Origin of the sequence: Pseudomonas sp. SID14000 (assembly GCF_002165135.1) — a bacterium.
Classification (GTDB): domain Bacteria; phylum Pseudomonadota; class Gammaproteobacteria; order Pseudomonadales; family Pseudomonadaceae; genus Aquipseudomonas.
On sequence record NZ_NFZQ01000011.1, the window covers coordinates 101,858 to 125,688 of the forward strand.

18 protein-coding genes are annotated in these 23,831 nt (G+C 65.4%); 9 read left to right on the plus strand and 9 right to left on the minus strand.

Annotation, left to right across the window (positions count from 1 at the left end; translation table 11 throughout):
* Window positions 1–38: 38 nt before the first annotated feature.
* Complete coding sequence (locus CAY82_RS17685; RefSeq protein ID WP_087502389.1) at window positions 39–1,346, minus strand: DUF2235 domain-containing protein; 1,308 nt, start codon at window positions 1,344–1,346, stop codon at window positions 39–41.
* A gap of 231 nt (window positions 1,347–1,577) precedes the next feature.
* Between CAY82_RS17685 and CAY82_RS17690 the strand changes: the two genes are divergently transcribed.
* From CAY82_RS17690 to CAY82_RS17730, 9 genes are all read left to right on the plus strand, one after another.
* Entirely contained in the window at window positions 1,578–2,537 is a 960-nt protein-coding gene (locus tag CAY82_RS17690) for a MoxR family ATPase (RefSeq protein ID WP_013971644.1), read from the plus strand.
* A gap of 4 nt (window positions 2,538–2,541) precedes the next feature.
* On the plus strand, window positions 2,542–3,486 hold the full coding sequence (locus tag CAY82_RS17695; RefSeq protein ID WP_087502390.1) for a DUF58 domain-containing protein: 945 nt from the start codon (window positions 2,542–2,544) through the stop codon (window positions 3,484–3,486).
* 13 nt (window positions 3,487–3,499) lie between these two features.
* Window positions 3,500–3,994 (plus strand): DUF4381 domain-containing protein, encoded by a 495-nt coding sequence (locus CAY82_RS17700; protein ID WP_087502391.1) that lies wholly within the window; start codon window positions 3,500–3,502, stop codon window positions 3,992–3,994.
* The gene (locus CAY82_RS17705; RefSeq protein WP_087502392.1) at window positions 3,987–5,063 is read left to right on the plus strand and encodes a VWA domain-containing protein; all 1,077 of its coding nucleotides are present in this window, start codon (window positions 3,987–3,989) and stop codon (window positions 5,061–5,063) included. Before CAY82_RS17700 ends, CAY82_RS17705 begins: the two co-directional genes overlap by 8 nt.
* Complete coding sequence (locus tag CAY82_RS17710; protein ID WP_087502393.1) at window positions 5,060–6,778, plus strand: tetratricopeptide repeat protein; 1,719 nt, start codon at window positions 5,060–5,062, stop codon at window positions 6,776–6,778. Before CAY82_RS17705 ends, CAY82_RS17710 begins: the two co-directional genes overlap by 4 nt.
* Window positions 6,775–8,409, plus strand: a complete 1,635-nt coding sequence (locus CAY82_RS17715; RefSeq protein ID WP_087502394.1) for a BatD family protein — start codon at window positions 6,775–6,777, stop codon at window positions 8,407–8,409. The genes CAY82_RS17710 and CAY82_RS17715 overlap by 4 nt, the downstream gene beginning before the upstream one ends.
* Window positions 8,410–8,976: 567 nt before the next feature.
* A complete protein-coding gene (locus CAY82_RS17720) occupies window positions 8,977–10,215 on the plus strand; it encodes an exonuclease SbcCD subunit D C-terminal domain-containing protein (protein WP_087502395.1) in 1,239 nt (412 codons plus the stop codon).
* The gene (locus CAY82_RS17725; RefSeq protein WP_087502396.1) at window positions 10,212–13,856 is read left to right on the plus strand and encodes an AAA family ATPase; all 3,645 of its coding nucleotides are present in this window, start codon (window positions 10,212–10,214) and stop codon (window positions 13,854–13,856) included. The genes CAY82_RS17720 and CAY82_RS17725 overlap by 4 nt, the downstream gene beginning before the upstream one ends.
* Complete coding sequence (locus CAY82_RS17730; protein WP_087502397.1) at window positions 13,853–14,446, plus strand: glutathione S-transferase; 594 nt, start codon at window positions 13,853–13,855, stop codon at window positions 14,444–14,446. The genes CAY82_RS17725 and CAY82_RS17730 overlap by 4 nt, the downstream gene beginning before the upstream one ends.
* Before the next feature lie 85 nt (window positions 14,447–14,531).
* Here the strand turns inward: CAY82_RS17730 and CAY82_RS17735 are convergent, their stop codons facing one another.
* The 8 genes from CAY82_RS17735 to CAY82_RS17770 all read right to left on the minus strand — a co-directional run bounded on the left by CAY82_RS17735 (window position 14,532) and on the right by CAY82_RS17770 (window position 23,818).
* A complete protein-coding gene (locus CAY82_RS17735) occupies window positions 14,532–14,711 on the minus strand; it encodes a hypothetical protein (protein WP_087502398.1) in 180 nt (59 codons plus the stop codon).
* 122 nt (window positions 14,712–14,833) lie between these two features.
* Window positions 14,834–15,964 carry a lactonase family protein gene (locus CAY82_RS17740; protein ID WP_087502399.1) on the minus strand — a complete coding sequence of 377 codons (1,131 nt, stop codon included), beginning with the start codon at window positions 15,962–15,964 and terminating at the stop codon, window positions 14,834–14,836.
* On the minus strand, window positions 15,930–16,220 hold the full coding sequence (locus tag CAY82_RS17745) for a DUF5629 family protein (protein WP_087502400.1): 291 nt from the start codon (window positions 16,218–16,220) through the stop codon (window positions 15,930–15,932). Before CAY82_RS17745 ends, CAY82_RS17740 begins: the two co-directional genes overlap by 35 nt.
* Before the next feature lie 150 nt (window positions 16,221–16,370).
* Window positions 16,371–18,746 carry an RND family transporter gene (locus CAY82_RS17750; protein WP_087502502.1) on the minus strand — a complete coding sequence of 792 codons (2,376 nt, stop codon included), beginning with the start codon at window positions 18,744–18,746 and terminating at the stop codon, window positions 16,371–16,373.
* A gap of 20 nt (window positions 18,747–18,766) precedes the next feature.
* Window positions 18,767–19,795 carry a YCF48-related protein gene (locus CAY82_RS17755; RefSeq protein ID WP_087502401.1) on the minus strand — a complete coding sequence of 343 codons (1,029 nt, stop codon included), beginning with the start codon at window positions 19,793–19,795 and terminating at the stop codon, window positions 18,767–18,769.
* A gap of 264 nt (window positions 19,796–20,059) precedes the next feature.
* Window positions 20,060–22,717: an aminopeptidase N gene (pepN, locus tag CAY82_RS17760; protein WP_087502402.1), complete on the minus strand. Its 2,658-nt coding sequence runs from the start codon at window positions 22,715–22,717 to the stop codon at window positions 20,060–20,062.
* A 13-nt stretch (window positions 22,718–22,730) separates the two neighbouring features.
* Complete coding sequence (locus CAY82_RS17765; protein ID WP_087502403.1) at window positions 22,731–23,561, minus strand: DUF2797 domain-containing protein; 831 nt, start codon at window positions 23,559–23,561, stop codon at window positions 22,731–22,733.
* The gene (locus tag CAY82_RS17770; protein ID WP_003260154.1) at window positions 23,558–23,818 is read right to left on the minus strand and encodes a YeaC family protein; all 261 of its coding nucleotides are present in this window, start codon (window positions 23,816–23,818) and stop codon (window positions 23,558–23,560) included. The genes CAY82_RS17765 and CAY82_RS17770 overlap by 4 nt, the downstream gene beginning before the upstream one ends.
* Window positions 23,819–23,831: the final 13 nt, after the last annotated feature.

Consider the following 23,831-nt stretch of genomic DNA (forward strand, 5'->3'; position numbering starts at 1 on the left):
TTGCAGCCCTTTCCCGGCATTACCTGCGCACTAGCTACTCAAGCGACTGGATTGGCATGCACCACCCGCCCACCTGCAGCCGGCCGATTGACGAACAGCACATCCAGCACACTGCTGTGCAACCCCTTCAACGCATTCCAGTTCGCTGACGCATGCACGTACCTGTCGCGCAACAATCGCTGTTCATCCTCGGCCAACCCAGGCTGTTCGCATTCACCCAGGGCAAACGCATGCAACTTGCGGCTGATGCCCAGCAGTTCATCCGGCAGCCGATGCTCGGCCTGCCCGCCCAGTTGCGCAAACGGCACACCAGCCCGCACCGCCAGCTCACGCATGATGCTCAGGTACACCCGGGAAAGCTGCCCCGCCACTTCCCGCTCCCGATACACCGCCGCATACACCTGCTTTTGCGCCTCATTCGGCCGGCCACCAGCAATCGGCACCTCCCAGGCCAGCACCCGCGGCCTGGGCATACCCAGTTCGCCAAACGCTGACGTCAGCAAGGCACTGACTGTAGCATGCACGCGAGTCTGCTCGGCGCGCACACCCAGCGGTACCCGCTGTGACTGCGGTTTGCACAGCAGCACCTGCTCCTGCGTGGTATCCGGGTAACCACCGCCAATGTTCGAGTGCACGCCCGGCAGCACTATGTCATGGCCGCTGCGCACCAGCGGGAAGTTATGCCGCTGCTCGTCCCCCGCCACCAGTTGCACCGCTTGCCGGGCAATGCCCGCGCCCAGGCCCAGGCGCAAGCCACCATGGCGGTCGTCGGCGGGGTCGAAGTCACCTTGGAGCGGCGCGATGATCGCCGCTACCGTGTCGAACAGGCCGATAAAGTTGATCACGATGCCGCAGGGCACAGCCAACAGCCTGCCGCCGTCACCGTGCAGCAGGTTGGCCAGATGCCGTACCGCCGCCGCACCGCGGCTGAAACCGAACAAGTCGAACTCGACCCGCTCGACCCTCGCCTGCGGATGCGCCTGCGCCCAGTCCCGCAGTTGCCCGGCAATCCCCGCCAAGGCCTCGGCGACTCGCGCCTCGGCCCCCCTGCGCCCACGCCCGGTAGCCGAGGCATAGGCATGATCCGCCTCGCCCGCCAGGGTGCCCACGCCCTCGACATAGCGCTTCAGAAACGCCATGGTCCCGTCAGTATTGCCCCCCTGCGCCGGGTACAGCGCATGCAACAGGGCCACATTGCTCAAGGCATTGCCATAACTGGCACCCTTGCCCCTCGGTGCATCCACTGGTATCACATTGTTCAGGTTGTTACCGGTGCCATCGAAGAACACGCCAAAACGCAGGGTGACCGGCGTAATAGGTGCAGTGCTGCAGCTGTTCAGGTCCATCGTCGTGCTTCCCGCTTGCGCAAAAAACACAAGCAGGCGCCAACACGCCGCAGCGAAACATCAGCCAATGGCCAGTCTTATGCAGGACATTTCCGGACCTGCATGGCCCCCCGCAAGGATAAATTTCCCTACCGCCATTGGTCGCCACCCCCCCGGATGGATTAAAGTATCACCCCTTGCCAGGGCAGTTGCCTCCAGCTGCCTGCAGCCCCATACCAGGAACCGTCGCCGATGGAACACCGTGAAGCGCTGATCGCGCTGCGCACCTTTCTTTCTTCCCAGATCCTAGGCCAGGAGAAACTGGTCGAGCGGCTGTTGATCGTGCTCCTGGCCGACGGCCACATGCTGGTCGAAGGTGCGCCGGGCCTGGCCAAGACCAAGGCCATCAAAGAGCTCGCCGAAGGTATCGAGGCGCAGTTCCATCGCATCCAGTTCACCCCCGACCTGCTCCCGGCCGACATTACCGGCACCGAAATCTACCGCCCGGAGACCGGCAGCTTCGTGTTCCAGCAGGGGCCGATCTTCCACAACCTGGTGCTGGCCGACGAAATCAACCGCGCCCCGGCCAAGGTGCAGTCCGCGCTGCTCGAAGCCATGGCCGAACGCCAGGTCAGCGTGGGTCGCAGCACCTACGACCTGTCGCCGCTGTTCCTGGTCATGGCCACGCAGAACCCGATCGAGCAGGAAGGCACCTACCCGCTGCCCGAAGCCCAGCTCGACCGCTTCCTGATGCACGTGAAAATCGGTTTCCCCGACGCTGCGGTAGAGCGGCGCATCCTGTTGCAGGCCCGTGGTGAAGCCCTGGGCGGCGAGACCAAGCCCGAGCGCCGGGTCAGCCAGCAGGCCATCTTCGCCGCCCGCAAGGAAATCCTCGGCCTGTACATGGCCGACGCGGTGGAGGAATACCTGGTGCAACTGGTGATGGCCACCCGCACCCCGGCAAAATTCGACGCCGAACTGGCCGACTGGATCGCCTACGGCGCCAGCCCGCGTGGCTCCATTTCGCTGGACCGCTGCGCGCGCGCCCACGCTTGGCTGGCCGGGCGTGATTTCGTCAGCCCCGAAGACATCCAGGCGGTGCTGTTCGACGTACTGCGCCACCGCATCATCCTCTCGTTCGAGGCCGAGGCGGCGGGGATCGACCAGGACCGCGTGGTCCAGCGCATCCTCGACGTCGTCGCCGTTGCCTGAGCCCATGCCCACCGCCTCGCTGGCCCAACCCGGCATCCGCATCGGCCTTGCCGAGCTGATCGACATGCGCCACCGCGTGCGCGAAATCCAGCTGTTTTCCCGGCCCGGCCAGCGCAGCCCGCTGGTGGGCCTGCACCACTCCAAACTGCGCGGGCGCGGCGTGGACTTCGACCAGGTGCGCGTGTACCAGGCCGGTGACGACGTGCGCAACATCGATTGGCGGGTCACTGCGCGGACCCAGGAGCCACACACCAAGCTGTTCCACGAAGAGCGCGAACGGCCAATCTTCATCCTCGTCGAGCAGAGCCAGCGGCTGTTCTTCGGCTCGGGGCTGATGTTCAAGTCGGTGCTGGCCGCCCAGGCTGCGGCGCTGTTCGGCTGGGCCGCGCTGGGCCACAACGACCGTATTGGCGGGTTGGTGTTCGGCGACAACGAACACCACGAAATCAAGCCCCGGCGCAGCAAGCAGAGCCTGCTGCAACTGCTCAACCGCCTGGCCAAGGTCAACCAGTCCCTGCACACCGAGGCCAGCCCCGGGGCCGACAGCCTCGGCCTGGCCCTGCGCCGCGCCCGCGAAGTGCTGCGCCCCGGCAGCCTGGCTATCGTGATCTGCGACGAACGCTCGCTCACCGCCCAGGTGGAACAACACCTGGCCATGCTCTCGCGCCATTGTGACCTGCTGCTGATGCCGGTGTCCGACCCGCTCGACCACGCCCTGCCCGCCGCCGGCCTGCTGCGCTTCGCCCAGCGCAGCGCGCAGCTGGAGCTCGACACCCTGGACGCCAACCTGCGCCAGGCCTACCGCCAGCAGGCCGAAGCGCGCATCGAACGCTGGGAGCTGATGGCGCAAAAGCTGCGCGTGCTGCTGATGCCACTGAGCACCCAAAGCGAAATGATCGAGCAACTGCGCGAATACCTGAACGCCCAGCGGCCACGGAGCGCGTCATGAAGAGCAACGGCCAATGAACCCGCTTGACCAACTGCAGCCGTTGATCGCCCCCGCACCGATCGGCCTGTGGCCACCGGCACCCGGCTGGTGGCTGCTGCTGGCCGTACTGCCGCTGCTGGCCTGGGGCCTGTGGCGGGTGCGCCGCTGGCGCCCGGGCAAACGCCGCATCGTGCGTGCCGAACAACCATTGGACCCGGTACGCGTGGAAGCGCTGGCCGAGCTCGCCCGCCTGCCACGCCCCTACGACGGCGCCCCGGCCGGGGCTTGGCTGCAACAGATCAACGCCCTGCTCAAGCGCCTGTGCCGCAGCCACTACCCGGGCGCCAACAGCCATACGCTCAACGGTCGCCAGTGGCTGGCGTTTCTCGACAACCGCTGCCCGGCCGCTGGCCTGACCCGCTGGATGGTGCTGGTCGAAGGCGCCTACAAACCCGAGTGCAAGCTCGACGACAAGGCCATCGCCGGGCTCAGCCAAGCCGTCGAAATCTGGATTCGCAAGCATGTTTGAACTGGCCTGGCCGTGGGTCTTCGCGCTGGTGCCGCTGCCGTGGCTGGCGCGCCTGGTGCTGCCGGCCGCCGACAGCGGCGAACCGGTACTCAAGGTGGGCTTCCTCAACGAACTGGAAGGCCTGGCCGGGCGCCGCGCGCGGCTCAACCTGCCGACCTGGCGCCAACAGGCACCCTTTGTCGTCATCTGGCTGTTGCTGCTGTGCGCGGCCGCCCGCCCGCAATGGCTGGGCGACCCGGTGCCAGTGGCTGCCAGCGGCCGCGACCTGCTGGTGGCGGTGGATGTGTCCGGGTCGATGGACTTCCCCGACATGCAGTGGCAGAACGAAGACATCAGCCGCCTCGACCTGGTCAAGGCGCTGCTCGGCGACTTTCTGCAGAACCGCGAAGGCGACCGCGTGGGTCTCATCCTGTTCGGCAGCCAGGCCTACCTGCAGGCCCCGCTCACCTTCGACCGGCGCACCGTGCGCACCTTCCTCGACGAAGCGCAGATCGGCATCGCCGGCAAGAACACCGCCATCGGCGACGCCATTGGCCTGGCGGTCAAGCGCCTGCGCCAACGCCCGGCACAAAGCCGGGTGCTGGTACTGATCACCGATGGCGCCAATAACGGCGGGCAGATCCACCCCTTGACCGCTGCCCGTCTGGCCGCCCAGGAAGACGTGCGCATCTACACCATCGGCATCGGCGCCAACCCCGAGGCCAGTGGCACCCCTGGCCTGCTCGGCCTGAACCCGAGCCTGGACCTGGACGAAGCCTCGCTCAAGGAAATTGCCGACATCACCCACGGTACCTACTTCCGCGCCCATGACGGCGCCGAACTGGACGCCATCGGCGACACCCTCGACCAGCTTGAGCCAGTGGCCCAGCAACCGACCCAGGCGCGCACGGCCAAGGCCCTTTATGCCTGGCCCCTGGCCCTGGCCCTGCTGCTGAGCGTGCTGTTGGTGGTGGCCGTGCAATGGCCCGATAACCTGCTGCAGCGCCTGCTGCGCAAACCACGCTTCCTGCAACCGCACCCGGAATGGCGCCAGCGCCTGAAGCGCCTGCGCCTGAGGAGGCGGCGATGATCGAACTGTGGCCCCAATGGTTGCGCCCGCTATGGCTGCTGGCCGTGCCCCTGCTCGGCTGGCTGCTGTACAAACTGTGGCACCGGCGCAAGCGCGCCGGGCGCTGGCAGATGATTCTGCCGCCGGCGTTCCATGGCGTACTGCTAGGCGGTGGCAGCGGCAGCACCAGCAAACTGCCGTGGGTAGCGCTGGGCCTGGCCTGGATGCTGGTGATCCTGGCCCTGCTCGGGCCCAGTTGGCAGCGCGTGGAAGAAAACCGCCAGCGCCCGGCCGACCCGCTGGTGATCCTCCTCGAACTGACCCCACAGATGCTCGCCGAGGACAGCCCGCCCAACCGCCTGGAGCAGGCGCGGCGCAAAATCCTCGACCTGCTGGAACACCGTCGTGACAGTCAGACCGCGCTGGTGGTCTATGCCGGCTCCGCGCACACCCTGGTGCCGCTGTCCGACGACCTGGCTACCAGCCGCAACCTGCTCGAGGCGATCGACCCGTCGATCATGCCCAAACCCGGCCAGCGGGCCGACCTGGCCGTGCAAAAAGGCCTGGCCCTGCTGGCCCAGAGCGGCCTGGGCCAGGGCCGCCTGCTGCTGATCGGCTCGTCGCTCAGCGCCCCGGAGCGCCAAGGCATCGCCCAGGCCCTCGGCCGCCAGGGCCCGAGCCTGCTGATGCTGGGCATCGGCAGCCGCGAAGGCGCACCGGTGCGCCAGGCCAACGGCGAGTACCTCAAGGACGACCAGGGCGGCATCCTGTTGCCGCGCCTGGACAGCGCCAGCCTCAAGGGCTTCATCAGCGGCACGGGCGGGCGCTACCGGCATGCCCGTATCGACGACCTCGACCTGCGTGGCCTGGGCCTGTTCGACAACCCGCGCACCGGGCGCAACGACGGCCGGACCCTGCAACTGGACAGCTGGGCCGACCAGGGTTACTGGCTGCTGCTGCCGCTGTTGCTGCTGGCCGCCTGTGCCGGCCGACGCGGCTGGCTGTTCTGCCTGCCACTGCTGCTGGCCCTGCCCCAGCCCAGCCAGGCCTTCGAATTCAACGACCTGTGGCTGCGCCCCGACCAGCAAGGTCAGCGCCTGCTGGAGCAAAACCGCCCAGCCAGCGCCGCGCGCCAGTTCCAGGACCCGCAATGGCGCGGCATGGCCCTGTACCAGGCGGGCGACTATAGCGGTGCCGCCGAAGCCTTTTCCCAAGGCGACACGGCCGCCGCCCACTACAATCGAGGCAATGCCCTGGCCCGCAGCGGTGAACTGGAAGCCGCCCTGGACGCCTACGAACAAGCTCTGGAACGCCAACCCGACCTGCAGGCGGCGCTGGACAACCAGGCGCTGGTGCAGCAACTGCTGCAACAGCGCGAGGCCAAGGCCGAGGAGCAACCGGCCAGCAGCGATGCGCAAGGCACGCCCGGCAGCGAAACCGAAGGCAACAGCAGCTCGGCCAACAGCCCAGCCCAGGGCACGCCCGGCAACGACGAACAACCCAGCGCCGAGCAGCCCGGCGAAGGCAGCAGCAACAGCCAGGTAGCACCCGGCAACCAGGCCGGCGCGGATGACAGCGTCATCCAGCCGCCGCAGCGCCCGGTATCGACCAGCCTCGATGCCGAACAGCGCCAGGCCCTGGAACAATGGCTGCGGGAGATCCCCGACAACCCGGCGGAGCTGCTGCGGCGCAAATTCTGGTATGAACAGCAATTGCATCAGGAAACCCCACGATGAGTCGCTTCGGCGTCTTTCTCCTCAGCCTGCTCTGGGCCGTGCTGGCCCAGGCCGAACCAGTGCTGCAGGCCAGCGTTGACCGTACCCGCCTGGAAGCTGGCGAAAGCCTGGAGCTGACCCTGGAAAGCCAGGACGTCACCCAGTTCGGCAAGCCCGACCTGCGCGCGCTGGAGGGTGACTTCGAAGTGCGCGGCACGCGCCAGCTGAACAGCCTGCACAGCCTCGACGGCGAAACCCGCGCCAGCACCCGCTGGATCATCACCCTGCTGCCACGGCGCAGTGGCAGCCTGCGTATCCCCGAGTTGCAACTGGGCCAGTCGCACAGCCAGGCCATCGAACTGCAAGTGCTGCAGGCCGACGCCAGCCGCCAGGACAGCGCCTCGCAGGTGTTCATCGAAGCCACGCTCGACAGCAACGAGGTCTACGTCCAGGCCCAGGCCGTACTCACCCTGCGCATCTACCATTCGGTGGCACTGTACGACGACAGCAGCCTCAGCCCGCTGCAACTGGAGAACGCCAAAGTCGAACCGCTGGGTGAATCGCGCACCTATGAAAAGGAAATCAACGGCGTCCGTCACGGCGTGATCGAAACCCGCTATGCCGTGTATCCCCAGCAAAGCGGCACCCTCGACATCCCGCCGCTGACCTTCACCGCTACCGCCGCCGCCAGCCCGGACGAAGCCCCACAAACCAACGGCACGGCCCGGGCCGGCCACCAGGTGCAGGTCAGCTCGCTGCCGTTACGCCTGGCCGTACGGCCGATTCCGGCGGCCTGGCCGGCTGGCGTGCCGTGGCTACCGGCCCGCAGCCTGACCCTGGAAGAGCACTGGAACCCCGACCCTGGCAACCAGCAGGTGCAGATTGGCGACTCGCTGACCCGCAACATCACCTTGCGTGCCGAAGGCTTGTCCAGCACCCAGCTGCCACCGCTGCCAGCCACCGAAATCACCGGCCTGCGCCGGTACCCCGACCAGCCATTGCTGCGCAACGAAATCAGCGACCGCGGCATGACCGCCAACCGCGAAGAGCGCGAAGCCCTGGTGCCGACCCACAGCGGTACGCTGGCCCTGCCGGCGCTGGAAGTGGCCTGGTGGAACACCCGCGAAGACCACCTGGAGCACAGCAGCCTGCCGGCACGCACGCTGAATGTGCAGGACAACCCGGCGCTGAGCGCCGACACCCCGGTTGGCGACAACAGCAGTGCCAGCAGCTTGCTGTGGCCCTGGCAGCTGGCCACCCTGGTGTTCGCCCTCACCACCGTGCTGGGCTTTGCCCTGTGGTGGCGCGCCCGCTCGCAGCCGGCGGTGCTGCGCGCCGCCCAGGCCGGGCCGAGCCCACGTACCCTGCTGGACGACCTCAAGCGCGCGTGCCAGGCCAACGACCCCCAGGCCACCCGTCAGGCGCTGGACGCCTGGGCCCGCCAGCAGCCGGAAACCCTGGCCGAGATGGCCGCACGGTTCGTACCGTTGTCGGATGCGCTGGATGGGTTGAACGGGGCGCTGTATAGCGAGAGCGGCCAGTATTGGCAGGGTGAGGATTTGTGGCGGGCAATCGGCACGATTCCGCCGGCTGAGCAGGTGTTGTTGCCAGCGGGCGAGAACGGCAGCCTGCCGCCGCTCTATCCCAAGTAAGTGGTTGCCTGTGCGGGCCTCTTCGCGGGCATGCCCGCTCCCACAGAAACACCACTGCTTTCAAGAGCGGTGAGATACCTGTGGGAGATTCTATGGTTTTTGGCAAGCCTGCTCTTGTCATGACATCTTTGTTGCCAGTGAGATCGAGCGCCGCCCGCGCGGCGCTTCGCGGGACAAGCCCGCTCCCACATTTGTTGCAACGTGCCGAACCTGTCAGGCCATGGTTGCCTGCCTTGGTGCATGTCTTGAGACTGGTGAGGCGGCGGCAGCGCCAGCCGAGAAATTGAGTCAGACCAACAAGGCTGATAACCATGGCCCAACAGACATGGCCACGTTGCAACAAATGTGGGAGCGGGCTTGTCCCGCGAAGCGCCGCGCGGGCGGCGCTCGATCTCACTGGCGCAGAAAGAATCAAGGCATGCACTATGCACCACCTCAAACCCAGTTTGCACTGGGCAGCTATGTGCCGCACAGCGGCCCCATGCTTGGGTTACCATACCGCCCTTGCGCAACACCCATCACCCAAGCCAAGCCCCGCTTGCTCGACTCGACACCAACAGGTCATCCATGCGTCTGTTTCATACCTCCGACTGGCACCTGGGCCAAAGCCTGCACGGCCAGGAACGCGACTTCGAACATGCCTGCTTCCTCGACTGGCTGCTCGGCCAGCTGCGCCTGCGCCAGCCGGATGCGTTGCTGATCGCCGGCGATATCTTCGACACGGTCAACCCGCCGGTCAAAGCCCAGGAACGTCTCTACGACTTCATCGTCCAGGCCCACGAGCAACAGCCGAAGCTGGACATCGTAATGATCGCCGGCAACCACGACTCCGGCTCGCGCATCGAGCTGCCCGCGGCACTGATGCGCCGCCTGCGCACCCATGCCCTTGGCCGTGTGCACTGGTTGGACGAGGGCCAGCTGGACGCCGAGCGCCTGCTGATTCCGCTGACCAACGGCCGTGGCAAGGTCGCCGCCTGGTGCCTGGCCCTGCCCTTCCTGCGCCCGGCCGAGGTGACCGGCCCGCAACTGGGTGACGACTACCTGCGAGGCATCACCCAGGTGCACCAGCAACTGATCGCCGCCGCGCAAAAGAAGCGCAAGAAGGACCAGGCGCTGATCGCCATCAGCCACGCGCACATGGCCGGTGGCGCAGTGTCGGAGGACTCCGAGCGCAGCCTGATCATCGGCAACGCCGAGGCACTGCCGGCCAAGCTGTTCGACAAGGCCATCAGCTACGTCGCCCTGGGCCACTTGCACAAGCCGCAGAAGGTCAACCGCGAAGAACGCATCCGCTACAGCGGCTCGCCGATCCCGCTGTCGTTCGCCGAGATCAACTACCCGCACCAGGTGCTGGAAGTGGAGCTGGACGGCACCGGCCTGGTCAGCGTCGAACCACGCCCGGTACCGCGCGCCGTAGCCCTGCAACGGGTCGGCCCGGCACCACTGGGCGAACTGCTGGAGCAGTTGGCCGAGCTGCCAGTGATCGACCTGCTCGAAGACCCCAACCGCCAGCCCTGGCTGGAGGTGCGGGTGATACTGGATGAGCCGCAACCCGACCTGCGCCAGCAGATCGAAACCGCACTGCAAGGCAAGGCCGTGCGCCTGATCCGCATCAGCGCCGAATACGCCGGCCGCAACAACGCAGAAGACGATGACCTGGCCTTTGTCGAACTGGCCCAGATGACCCCGCAAGACCTGTTCAGCCGCGCCTGGGAGCAGGCCTATGGCAACCCCGCCGACGAACAGGCGCTGGCCGACTTCGCCCTGCTGTTGCAGGACGTGCAGCAAGAAGAGGAACAGCCATGAAGATTCTCGCCATCCGCCTGAAGAACCTGGCATCCCTGGCCGGCCCGGTCGACATCGACTTCACCGCCGAGCCGCTGGCCAGCGCCGGCCTGTTCGCCATCACCGGGCCCACCGGTGCCGGCAAGAGTACCCTGCTCGATGCCCTGTGCCTGGCGCTGTTCGGCACCGTGCCACGCCTGAACGACATTGGCCGCGAAGCCAAGGTGCCGGACGCCGACGGTGAAATCCCCACCTCCGACCCGCGCAACCTGCTGCGCCGCGGCACCGGCAGCGGCTTTGCCGAAGTCGATTTCGTCGGCATCGATGGCCGCCGCTACCGTGCCCGCTGGGAAGCCAACCGCGCCCGCGACAAGGCCAACGGCAAGCTGCAGCACAGCCGCCAGAGCCTCTACGACCTGGATAGCGAGCAGGTGCTGGGCAGCGGCAAGAACGAATACAAGCAGCTGGTCGAAGCTCGCCTGGGCCTGAATTTCGAACAGTTCACCCGCGCGGTGATGCTGGCCCAGAGCGAGTTCGGTGCCTTCCTCAAAGCCGACGACAAAGAGCGCAGCGAGCTGCTGGAAAAGCTCACCAACACTGCCATCTACACCCGCCTGGGCCAGCGCGCCTTCAGCAAGGCCCGCGAAGCCGGCGAGGCCCATAATGCCCTGAAGGACCGTGCCAGCCACCTGCTGCCGATGGCCGCCGAAGCCCGTGCCGAACTCGACCAGCGCCTGGAGCAGGCGCAGCAGCAGTTCAAGGCCGACCAGGCCGGCGAACGCCAGCTGGAACAGCAACGCAACTGGCTGAACGAGCAGCGCCAGCTGCAGGCCCAGCACGCCGAAGCCAGCACCGCGCTGCAGGCCGCCGAACAGGACTGGCAACAACTGGCCGACCAGCGCCTGGACCTCGTGCGCCTGGAGCGCCTGGCCCCACAGCGCCACCAGTTCCACCGCCAGCAGACACTGACCGAGCAACTGGCACCGGTGGCCGCGAAGATTGCCGAGCAACAGCATCAACAAGCCGAACTGCAGGTACGCACCAGCGAGCTCGAACAGGCACTGGACGCCGCGCGTCAGGCGCTTGCCGATAGCCAGGCCCGACACAGCGAAAACACCCCGCGCCTGCGCCAGGCCTTTGCCGCCCAGGACAACCTGGCCCGCCTGGACCAGGAACTGGCAGCGCAGCGCAGCACCAGCCAACAGGCCGAGCAACAGGTCGCAGAAGGCCAGCAGCACCTGCAGCAGCTGGAAGACAACCAGCAGCGCAGCCTGCAGCAACTGGCGCAGATCGACACCGCGCTCGCCGACAGCCAGCACCTGGCGGGCCTGGCAAATGCCTGGCACGCCTACCTGCCACAACTGAAGCAGGTGATGCTGATCGGTGGCCGCCTGGCCAAGGGCCGTGAAGAACTGCCCGGCCTGCAGGCCCAGGCCAGCCAGGCCAATGCGCACTTGCAGGCCGAGCGCGATGCCTTCGAGTTGCTGTTCCGCGAGGCCAAGGCCGAACCCCAGGCCCTGGCAGAACAGATCGACTTGCTGGGTGGCATGCTGCAGGACAACCGCAAGCAGCAGCGCGCCGTGGAAGAGCTGTCACGCCTGCATGGCCGTGAACTGGAACTGCGCCAGCAGCTGGAGGCCGTGCGCGCGCGTCAGCAGCAGGCCATGCAGCAACGCCAGCAACTGATTGCCGAAGGCACCGCCGCCAAGGCCGAACTGGAAGCCGCCGAGCAGGCGCTCAACCTCACCCGCCAGTTGCTGGAACGCCAGCGCCTGGCACGTAACACCAGCGTCGAAGAGTTGCGCGGCCAGTTGCGCGACGGCGAACCTTGCCCGGTGTGCGGCAGCGCCGAGCACCCGTTCCACCAGCCTGAAGCACTGCTGCAAAGCCTGGGTCGCCATGACCAGGCCGAGGAGGACGCCGCACAGAAGCAGGTCGAAACCCTCAACAGCAAGCTGGTGGAGCTGCGCACCCAGCTGGGTGTGGTCAACGCCCAGCTCAAGGACTACCAGCAGCAACAGCAGCAACTGAGCGAACAGCTGCAACCGCTGGTGGCCCAGGTGCAGGCACACAGCCTGTGGCCTGCCCTCGCCCCGCAGGACGACAGGGCCCGCAGTGCCTGGCTCGACAGCCAGTTGCGACGCCTGGACGAAGAAATCGGCCAGGACGAGAAACGCCAGAGCGCCCTGCTCGCCCTGCAAAAAGATGCAGCCCGTCTCAACCAGCAACTGCAGGCCGCCCAGCAGGCGCAACAGCAGGCCCAGCGCCACCTGGAGCAACAGCACCAGGCCCTGGCCAGCGACGAGCAGCAGTTGCAGCAAAGCCTTGACGACCTGGCAGGCGTGTTGCCCGAAGAGGCCCTCAAGGCCTTGAACGACGACCCGGCCAATGCCTTCCTCGCCCTGGACCAGCAGATCGCCCAGCGCCTGCAACAACTGGAGCAGCGCAAGGACGAACAGGAAGAACAGCAAGCCCGCCAGGCCCAGCTGGACAAACTGCGCGACCAGCAACAGGTGCGCGTGCAGACCCTGCAGCAGTTGCAGCAGAAGCTTGCCGCCCTCGACGAGCAGCGCCAACAGGCCCAGGCTTCGCTCAGCGAACTGCTGGGCGAGCACGCCAGCGCCGAAGCCTGGCAACAGCACATGGACGCCGCGCTGGAGCAGGCCCGCGCCCTCGATGCCGACACTGCCCAGCGCCTGCAGGACCTGCGCACCCAAGGCGTGCAACTGGCCAGCGAACTCAGGGCCAACACCCAGCAGCAACAGGCGCTGGACGCCGAATGCCAGCAGTTGCAGGGCCAGATCGCCCAGTGGCGTGGTGAACACCCGGAATTGGACGACGCTGGCCTGGATCGCCTGCTGGGCATGGATGACACGCAGGTCAATGAACTGCGCCAGCGCCTGCAAGGCGCCGAAAAAGCCATCGAACAGGGCCGCGTGCTGCTGCAGGAACGTGAGCAACGCCTGCAGCAACATGCCGCGCAAATGACCGTGGATACCTCGGTCGACGCGTTGGAACAAGCCCTGACCGAACTGCGCGAACGCCTGGCCGGCCACGAGCAGCAATGCGCCGAATTGCGTGCACAGCAGGCCGATGACCAGCGTCGCCAACAGGCGCACCAGGCACTGGCGGCGGAAATCGAGCAGGCCCATCAGCAGTGGCAACGCTGGGCTCGCCTGAACGCCCTGATCGGTTCGGCTTCGGGCGATGTGTTCCGCAAGATCGCCCAGGGCTACAACCTCGACCTGCTGCTGCACCACGCCAACGCCCAACTGCGCCAGCTGGCCCGCCGCTACCGCCTCAAGCGCGGCGGCAGCGCCCTCGGCCTGCTGGTGCTGGACACCGAGATGGGCGACGAACTGCGCTCGGTACACTCGCTGTCGGGCGGGGAAACCTTCCTGGTGTCGCTGGCCCTGGCCCTGGGCCTGGCCTCGATGGCCTCCAGCACACTGCGCATCGAATCGCTGTTCATCGACGAAGGCTTCGGCAGCCTCGACCCCGAGTCGCTGCAACTGGCCATGGATGCCCTCGACGGCTTGCAGGCCCAGGGCCGCAAGGTGGCGGTGATTTCCCACGTGCAGGAAATGCACGAACGCATCCCGGTGCAGATCCAGGTGCGCCGCCAAGGCAACGGCCTGAGTGACGTGGAGGTGTGCGGGTGATCCTCTACTCGTTCCGCCGCTGCCCCTGGGCCATGCGCGCGCGCCTGGCCTTGCGCTATGCAGGCTGCGAGGTGGAGATTCGCGAGGTGGCGATGAAGAACAAGCCGGCAGAACTGTTGGCCTTGTCGCCCAAGGGCACGGTGCCGGTACTGGACACCGGTGCCGAGGTGCTTGAGGAAAGCCTGGACATCATGCGCTGGGCGCTGGCGCAAAACGACCCGCAGGACTGGCGGCTGCAGGCCGACCCTGTGGCGGCTCAGCAGGCTGAAACACTGATTGCGCGCAACGACAGCACGTTCAAGGCACAGGTGAACCTGTACAAGTATGCCGAGCGCTACCCAGAGCATACCCGCGAGCATTACCGCCAGCAGGCCGAGGCCTGGCTGGCGGAGCTCGAAGGCCTGCTGGCGGGCCGGCCCTACTTGCTGGCCACTCACCCGAGCATTGTCGATGCCGCGTTGCTGCCCCTGATGCGCCAGTTTGCCGGGGTCGAACCGCAGTGGTTCGCCGAGGCAGCTTATCCGCGGGTGCGGAGCTGGCTGGAGGGGTGGCTGGCTTCGGACCTGTTCAGGTCAGTCATGGCCAAGTGAACAACTATCAGCATTGCACGGTACCCTGTGGGAGCGGCCTTGTGTCGCGAAAGGCCGCTCCCACAGGGCCCGTGCCAGGCTTGAGTCAGTGGTGGTGCTTGCCACTCAAGGCCGCATGGAAATTGGCACTCTGGCGCAGGTACTGCTCGGTGTAGCTATGGGTAGCGGACGCCTTGCCGCTGCTATCGGCATGGGCATGCGCTGGCAATACGACCGAAGCGGAAATGGCGGATGCGGCAATGACCGGGAAGAGATTGAAGTTCATCTGGGCTGACCTCGACGGCGGTGGTTTGACGTTGGCCCGTTTGGGCCTTGGGTCAAACTTACGCCGCCGAGGCCGCAGGCAAAAATTCATTGCGGCAGTATCGATTATCACGTCGTTCGATATCACTCGATGAACTTCAGGTCCGACGGTGCATCCTGCTTCAGCGTCTGCACCGTCTCCAACAGCTTGCCACTGCGCGGATCGCGGCGTATCACCACGATCTGGTTGCTCTTCTGGTTGGCCACCAACAGGAAGTTGTCACTCGGGTCGAGGGCGAACTCGCGAGGATGATCACCCTCCACCGAACGGCGTTGCAGGAACGTCAGCTGGCCATCCTGCTTGCCTACGCTGAATGCCACGATCTCGTTGGCCGTGCCGCGGTTGCTCACATACAGGAAGCGCCCGTCTGCCGACAGGTGCAAGCCGCCGGCCGCCTTCGCCGCGGCTTCCTGGCGCTCGGTCAGGGGCAGGCGCTGGCGTTCGACCAGGTTGCCGTCCTGCACGTCGAACATCACCACTTCGGCGGTCATCTCCAGGGTCAGGTAGGCGTGCCGGCCCTTGGCGTCGAACAGCAGGTGGCGCGGCCCGCTGCCTGGCGGCAAGTCCACCGACGCGGGGATCGCCGGCGTCAACGGACGGTCTGTGCTGGCACCGTCGTAGCGGTAGATGAACACCTTGTCGGCCCCCAGGTCGCTGGCATACAGGTGCCGACCATCCGGTGACAGCACCAGCGAATGCACATGGGCGCTGGCCTGGCGCTCGGGGTTGACCCCGCTCGACTTGTGCCGGGCTTGCTGCACCACCGGCTTGAGCTTGCCGTCCCTGGCCACCGGGACCACCACCAGGCTACCGCCGGGGTCGGGCTTGACCGCGTAATTGGCCACGAACAGATAACGCTGGTCCTGGCTGAGGCTGGCGTGGGTCGGCTCGTCACCTTGGCTGGGCACCTGGCTGAGGGGCTTGATCTCGCCTTTCGCACTGACGCCGAAACTGCTGACATTGCCGTTTGGGGCTTCGTTGACCGCGAACAGCTGGCGTTGATCGGCCGACAGTACCAGCCAAGAAGGGCTGACACTCTTCACTACCTGCTGCGGCGCAGGGTCGATATGGCCGGTCTTTTCGTCAAACTGATAGCGATAGATGCCCTGACTGGCGCCATCGGTGTAACTGCCCACCAGCAAGGTGGCAGCATGGGCGTTGATAGCCACGCTCATCAGGCTAGCGGTCAGCAGGCTCGTCCAGATCCGGTTCATCTTCGTCATCGTCCGGGGCGCGAAAGGCACTCATACAGACTAGTCGATGCGCGCCATTGGCATCGTCGAGTTGCCACTCGTCACCCACGGCGACGGCAGCAGTGATCTGATCGGGGGTGAAGGACCAGCGGCGGAGTTGGCGGCCGTCCATGCACTCGATGGTGAGGCCGGATTCGTCGGAGCTGAAATCGAAGGCGTGCAGGCCGTCGATCAGGAGCATGTCGCAGGACTGCAGGGCGGTGGCGAGGGGGGACATGGGGGTACCAATCTGAAATGAACCGGCATTATAGCCCTGGGGCTGCCTTGCAGCCCATTCGCAGCACAAGGCTGCTCCTACAGAAGGTTCGCGGTCGCCTGTAGGAGCAGCCTTGTGCTGCGAATGGGCCGCAGAGCGGCCCCCAACGATTCAATGAGCGAAAATGGAGCCCCCCTCCTTGCCCACCATCTTCTCCGGCTTGATCAGGAACCGCGCCAGCGCCGGCAGCAGCCACAGCGCACCGAACATGTTCCATAGCAGCATGAAGGTCAGCATCAGCCCCATGTCCGCCTGGAACTTGATCGCCGAGAAGATCCAGGTGCACACACCAATGGCCAGGCACAAGCCGGTGAACAGCACCGCCTTGCCGGTCGAGCGCAGGGTCTGGTAATACGCCTCCTGCAATGGCAGACCGGCGCGCAGGAAGCTTTCCAGCCGGCTGTAGATGTAGATGCCATAGTCCACGCCAATGCCCACACCCAGCGCCACCACCGGCAGGGTCGCCACCTTGACCCCGATGCCCATGTAGGCCATCAGCGCGTTGCCCAGCACCGAGGTCAGGACCAGCGGCAGGACGATGCACAGGGTTGCGGCGAACGAGCGGAAGGTAATCAGGCACATCACCGCCACGCAGATGTACACCAGGATCAGGATGGTCAGCTCGGCCGACTTGATCACCTCGTTGGTCGCCGCCTCGATCCCGGCATTGCCCGCCGCCAGCAGGAACTGCAGGCCTTCCTTGTTGTGGCTGTCGGCAAAGGCCTTGGCCACGGCAGTGACCCGCTCAAGGGTTTCGGCCTTGTGGTCGTTGAGGAACACCAGCACCGGCGCCAGCGAGCAGTCGCCGTTGTACAGGCCATCGGCGCGGGCGATGGAGTTGTTGAGGATGTCCGGGTTGCGCGACAGGGTTTCCCATTTCAGGCTGCCCTCGTTCATGCCCTTGATCACCTGCTTGGACACGGTCACGAGGGAAATCGCCGACTGAACGCCCGGCGTGTTCTGCATGGTCCACATCAGCTCGTCGATCGGTGCCATGGTCGAGTGGATCGAGCAGCTTTCCGGTGGGGTCTTGACCATGATCACCAGCACGTCGGAACTGGTCGAGTAGTTGCTGATGATGAAATTGTTGTCCTGGTTGTAGCGCGAGTCGGGGCGCAGCTCCGGCGCACCCTGGTCGAGGTCGCCGATCTTCAGGTTCTGGCTGTACCACAGGCCACCGGCGAAGGCGACCAGCGCCAGAACCACCGACACCGGCGCCACCTTGGCACTGGCGAAGTTCGACAGCAGGCGCCAGAACGGGTGCTCGCGGGTGGCGTCCTTCTTGCTGCGCTCGACGGCCTTCTTGCTGATGCCGACGTAGGAGATGGCTACCGGCAGCAGGATAAGGTTGGTGAACACGATCACCGCCACACCGATGGAAGCGCCGATGGCCAGTTCACGGATCACCCCGATGTCGATGATCAGCAGGGTGATGAAGCCCACGGCGTCGGCGAGGATGGCGATCATCCCTGGCAGGAACAGTTGGCGGAAGGTGCGCCGGGCGGCGGTCAGGGCGTTGTCGGCATCACTCGACTGCAGGGCAATGCCGTTGATCTTCTGCACACCGTGGGAAATACCGATGGCGAAGATCAGGAACGGCACCAGCATCGAGTACGGGTCCAGACCAAAGCCCACCGCATGCATCAGGCCCAATTGCCAGACCACCGCCACCAGGGTGGTGATGAGCACGGCGATGGTGCTGCGGATGCACCAGGTGAACCAGTACAACAGCACCCAGGTGATGGCCAGGGCGACGCCGAAGAACATCGCCACCATCACCAGGCCGTCGATCAGGTCGCCGACCTTCTTGGCGAAGCCGACGATGTGGACCTTCACGTTCGGGTTCTGCGCCTGGAAGTTTTCGCGGATCTTCTCTTCCAGCTGGTGTGAGAACTGCTGGTAGTCCAGCTTCACCTGTTTGCCCGGGTCCTGCGGGTCGGGGTAGCTTTCCAGCAGCGGCACGTCGACGATGCTGGACTTGAAATTGTTGCCCACCAGGCGCCCGACCTGGCCTGACTTGAGCACGTTGTCGCGCAGGGTATCGAGGCTGTCCTGCGAGCCGTTGTAGGTGTTGGGGATCACCTCGCCACCGGAAAAGCCTTCTTCGGTGACCTCGCTCCAGCGCACGCTGGGGCTCCACAGCGACTTCAACCCGGCTCGGTCGACGCCGGGGATGTAGAACACTTCATCATGGATCTGCCGCAGGGTCTCCATGTAGTCCTTGTCGAAGATGTCGCCATTGACCGCCTCCACCGAGATGCGCACCGTGTTGCCGAGGTTGGCCAAGTCGTTGCGGTGCGCCATCATCTGCTCGATGAACGGGTGCTGCAGCGGGATCATCTTCTCGAAGCTGGTGGACGGGCGGATCTGCGTGGCCTGCCAGAACAGGAAGATACTGACCAGTACGCACAGGGCGATGACCACAGGGCGGTTGTTGAAGATCAGGCGTTCGAGCAGCGTGGCCTTATCCTGGTGATGCGGGTGCATGGTGATGCTCTCCCTGCTGGTCATGGACGCACCTCCTGGTCAGCCGGGCCTGCACCCTGCGGGTCAGCCAGGTGCACGCCACCCTGCCCTACCAGCAGCAGGCCGCCATTGGCCAGGCCGCTGACGCCGGCCAGGGCGATGCGGTCGGAGCGGTTGTAGACACTGAAGGTCTGGCCATCATCGGTACTGCGCAGCACGCTGCCGCCATTGCCGACCAGCACCAGGCTGCCGTCTTCGACAAGCGTAGCGCCTGCCAGGCCGAATTCGAGTGTGCCACGTGCGGCCTTGAGCTCGATCGGCTGCCAGCTGTCGCCGAAGTCGGTGGAACGGAACAGGTTGCCGCGTAGGCCGTAGGCCAGCAGGGTGCGCGGCTGTGCAGTGCCGATCACGCCAAACAGCGAGCCCTCGTAGGGGCTGTCGACCTTGGCCCAGGTCTGGCCATTGTCGGTGGAGCGGAACATGCCGCCCTGCTCGCCGACGATGAACAGGCCGGCATCACGCACCTGGGCAATACCGTTCAGGTGCAGCTGGTCAGGGTTGTCCAGGCGCTCGGCCACATCCTGCCAGTGCTGGCCGCCGTCGGTGGTTTCCAGCAATGCGCCATAGGCACCTACGGCAAAGCCGCGCTGTGCATCGAGGAAGGCGACATCGAGCAAGGGTGCTTCACGGGACAGGTCTTCGAACTGCTTGCTCCAGGTTGCCCCGCCATCGCTGCTGGCAAGGACCTGCGCATCATGGCCGACGGCCCAGCCGCGCTTGTCGTCAAGGAAGAACACTGCGGTGAGCAGTTGCCGGGTGGGCACCCGGGCCTGGGTCCAGGTGCTGCCCTGGTCGTCGGAGAACAGGATATGACCGCGATCGCCCACCACCACCAGGCGCTTGCCGGCATGGGTGGCATCGATCAGCAGGCTTTGGCTGGCCTTGGCCGATTCGGTGGAATACTCATCGGCGGCAGCGGCTTGCACGCTGTCAGCCCATACGCCAAGCCCCAGCGCCAGTACCACGCCGGCTGCCAATGGCCAGGCAAAACGCCTGTTCTGTTCCCTCATGACTGTCCCCTGTTGTTCTTATCTGGTGGGTCAATGCATTGCAGGTACTGCGAAAAGCCTGATCTAGAGGCCTGCAATGGCTTGAGGGGATCGTAGCGGGGATATTTGCGGGAACACAACGGGCGGGGTGTTATGTTTTGTTATCGGCTGTAAAAGCTTCGCGGGTAAACCCGCTCCCACAGGTCCTCCACAGCCCATGAAAGCGGTGCAGTACCTGTGGGAGCGGGTTTACCCGCGAAGAGGTCGGCTCAGGCTACGGAAAACTCAAGCCAGGCTCTTGCTGACAACCTCATACACATCACTGGACAGCTCACCAGAAGCCAGAATCCGCTCCAGCTCGCCCCTCATCAGGGCCTGACGCGCATCGTCATACTTGCGCCAGCGGGTCAGCGGCGCCAGTTGCCGCGAGGCGATCTGCGGGTTCAGGGCATTGAGTTCGATCACCAGGTCCGCCAGGAAGCGGTAGCCGGAGCCATCCGCCGCATGGAAGTTGACCAGGTTCTGCCCGGCGAAAGCGCCGATCAATGCACGTACCTTGTTCGGGTTCTTCAGGGTGAACGCCGGGTGCTGCATCAGCGCCTTGACCCGCGCCAGCCCGCCCGGCAGCGTACTGGCCGCCTGCACGCTGAACCATTGGTCCATGACCAGCGGGTTGTCCTTGAAGTGCTCGGCAAAGGCTTCCAGGGCCTTGGCCCGCTCAGCCTCGAACGGCGAGTTGACCAGCACGGCCAGGGCGGTCAGGCGCTCGGTCATGTTGTCGCAGTGCTCGAACTGCTCCAGGGTCGCCTGCAGCACCTGCGGCTTGCCGCTTTGCATCAGGTACGACAGCGCGATGTTCTGCAGGCTGCGGCGGGCAAAGTGCTCGGCCGAGGCTACGTAGGCGGTGCTGCGCGACACTTCGCGGTTGGCCTTGTAGCGCGCCCACAGGGCGTCGAACAGCTGCTCGGCGATCTGCTGGCGGGCGAACTCGCGGGCGGCGTGGATGGCGTCCACGTCGGCCACCTGGCTGATCTCGGTGAGGTAGGCCTCACCCGGCAGCGAGAGCATTTCGGCAACCATGGCCGGGTCCAGCGACTCGTTGCCGAGCACGGTGCCAAGGGCGGTGATCAGGCGCTGATCGAGCGTGAGTGCTTCGCCACGCTGATGCTGACCGATCAGCTCCTGCAGCACCTGCACCGACAGTTGCTGCCCCGCCTCCCAGCGGTTGAAGCCGTCGCTGTCGTGCTGCATCAAGAACATCAGCTGGTCGCGGTCGTAGGGGAAGCTCAGCTTGACCGGTGCGCTGAAACCGCGCAGCAGCGACGGCAGCGGCTTGGCCTGGATGCCCTGGAAGGTGAAGGTCTGCTCGGCCTCGGTCACCGACAGCACGCGGCTGGTGCCCTGCGCCGTCGCTTCACCGGCCAGTTGCAGCGGCAGGTCGTTGCCTGCGGCATCCAGCAGGCCAAGTTCCACCGGGATCACGAACGGCAGTTTTTCGGCCTTGTCCGGGGTCTGCGGGCAGTTCTGGCGGAAGGTCAGGCTGTAGGTCTGCGCGGTCGCGTCATAGGCCTCGCTGACTTCCAGGCGCGGGGTGCCGGCCTGGTTGTACCAGCGCTTGAACTGGGTGAAGTCGACGCCGTTGGCGTCTTCCATGGCCTTGATGAAATCGTCGGTAGTTACCGCCTGGCCATCGTGGCGCTCGAAGTACAGGTCACTGCCCTTGCGGAAGCCATCGGCACCCAGCAGGGTACGAACCATGCGCACCACTTCGGCGCCCTTCTCGTACACGGTCAGGGTGTAGAAGTTGGAGATCTCGATGAAGCTGTCCGGGCGCACCGGGTGGGCCATGGGGCCAGCGTCTTCGGCGAACTGGTGAGTACGCAGGTAGGCCACGTCTTCGATGCGCTTGACCGTTCGCGAGTTCATGTCGGCGCTGAACTCGGCATCGCGGAACACCGTGAAGCCTTCTTTCAGCGACAGCTGGAACCAGTCACGGCAAGTGACGCGGTTGCCCGACCAGTTGTGGAAATACTCGTGGGCAACCACACCTTCGACGCGCTGGTGGGCAGCATCGGTGGCCGTTTCGGCACGGGCCAGCACACAGCTGGAGTTGAAGATGTTCAGGCCCTTGTTTTCCATGGCGCCCATGTTGAAGTCGTTGACCGCGACGATCATGAAAATGTCGAGGTCGTACTCGCGGCCATAGACTTCTTCGTCCCAACGCATGGACTTCTTCAGGCTGACCATGGCGTGGTCGCACTTGTCGATGTTCTCGGGCTCGACGTAGATGCGCAGGGTCACGTCGCGGCCAGACTGGCGGGTGAAGCTGTCTTCAACGCACCACAGATCACCAGCCACCAGGGCGAACAGGTAGGCCGGCTTCATGAACGGATCTTCCCAGGTCGCCCAGTGGCGGCCGTCTTCCGCCGGCCCGCTGCCGATCGGGTTGCCGTTCGACAGCAGCACCGGGTAGCGATGCTGTTCGGCGATGACCGTGGTGGTGAAGGTGCTCATCACGTCCGGGCGGTCGAGGTAGTAGGTGATCTTGCGGAAGCCTTCGGCCTCGCACTGGGTGCAGAACATCTTGCCCGACTTGTACAGGCCTTCCAGCGCGGTGTTGCTTTCCGGGTGGATCTTCACGCTGGTGTCGAGGGTGAAGCGATCGGCCTTGGGATGCACGGTCAGGCTGTCGGCGTCGAGCTGGTAGTCACCCGGCTGCAGTTCCTGGTCATCCAGCGAGGCACGCAGCAGTTCCAGCTGCTGGCCATCGAGTTCCAGTGGCGGCAGGCCGGCACCGCGTGCCGGGTTGCGGCGCATGACCAGTTGTGCGTGGACCAGGGTGTGGTCCTCGAACAGTTCGAAGGTCAGGTGCGTCTCGTCGATCAGGTACTCGGGCGCCTGGTAATCCTTGAGGTAGATCACTTGCGGTTGTTCGGTACGCATGTGCAGGTCCTTTTTACTGGAGCACGGCCAACTGGTAGGCCGTGTACTTGCGAATATTGATCACACCGGTGTCGAAGATCAGGTACTGGCCCTTGATGCCCAGCAGCGTGCCTTCCACTACCGGGTCCTTGTCGAGGTTGAAGCTGACGATCTTCGCCGGGTAGGCCTCGACCGGGTACTTCATCTGCACCACTTCGGCATCGGCCAGCGGCTGGATCGCCTGCAGGCCGAAGCGGCCCTGCAGCTCGCGCAGGCCATCTGCGCAGGCGTCGAAGACCTGCTCACGAATGGCGACCAGGTCGAGCTCCTCGGCATCGCCCTTGAGCAGGGTGCGCCAGTTGGTGCGGTCCGGCACCTGGCTGCGCAGCAGGTCTTCGACCAGGCCGGACTGCTGGCGGGTGGCAACGCGCATGATCGGCAGGGCCTGGCTGGCGCCCTGGTCGAGCCAGCGGGTGGGCAGCTGGGTGGCGCGGGTGATGCCGACCTTGATCCCCGACGAGTTGGCCAGGTAGACCACGTGATCGGTCATGCAGAACTGTTCGCCCCACGACGGCTCGCGGCAGGTGCCGGCGTCGTAGTGGCACTTTTCCGGGGCCATGATGCACACGTCGCACTGGGCCAGCCTGGTCATGCACGGGTAGCAGTAACCCTGGCTGAAGCTGGTCTTGGTGCGCTTGCCACAATGACTGCAGTGAATGGCACCGAGGTATTCCAGGCGCAGGCGCTGGCCGATCAGCGGATTGACCGGCACCTGGGTGTCATCCAGGCGGAAGCTGTACTGCACCACTGGTGCCTCCAGGCTTACCGCCATCTTGCTCAACGAGCCACGAGCGAGTTCGATCAATGTACCGAGTCCGACTTGAACAGAATGTTGGCGATCGGTGCGGACTTGGACGCGCATTCCTGCGGGCCCATGTAGCCGGTGCGCTGGTCTTCGGGCAGGTTTTTCATCTCCCAGGCGATTACCGCCTGCAGCGACAGCTCTTTCTGCTCGGCGGTGAGCTTGCGGCCATCCGACCATTTGCCGATTTCCACGGCCAGTTTCAGGCTCTCGTAGATTTCCGGGGTGATGTTTTCGATCATTTGCGCGAAAGTGGACATAGAGTCTCCTGAT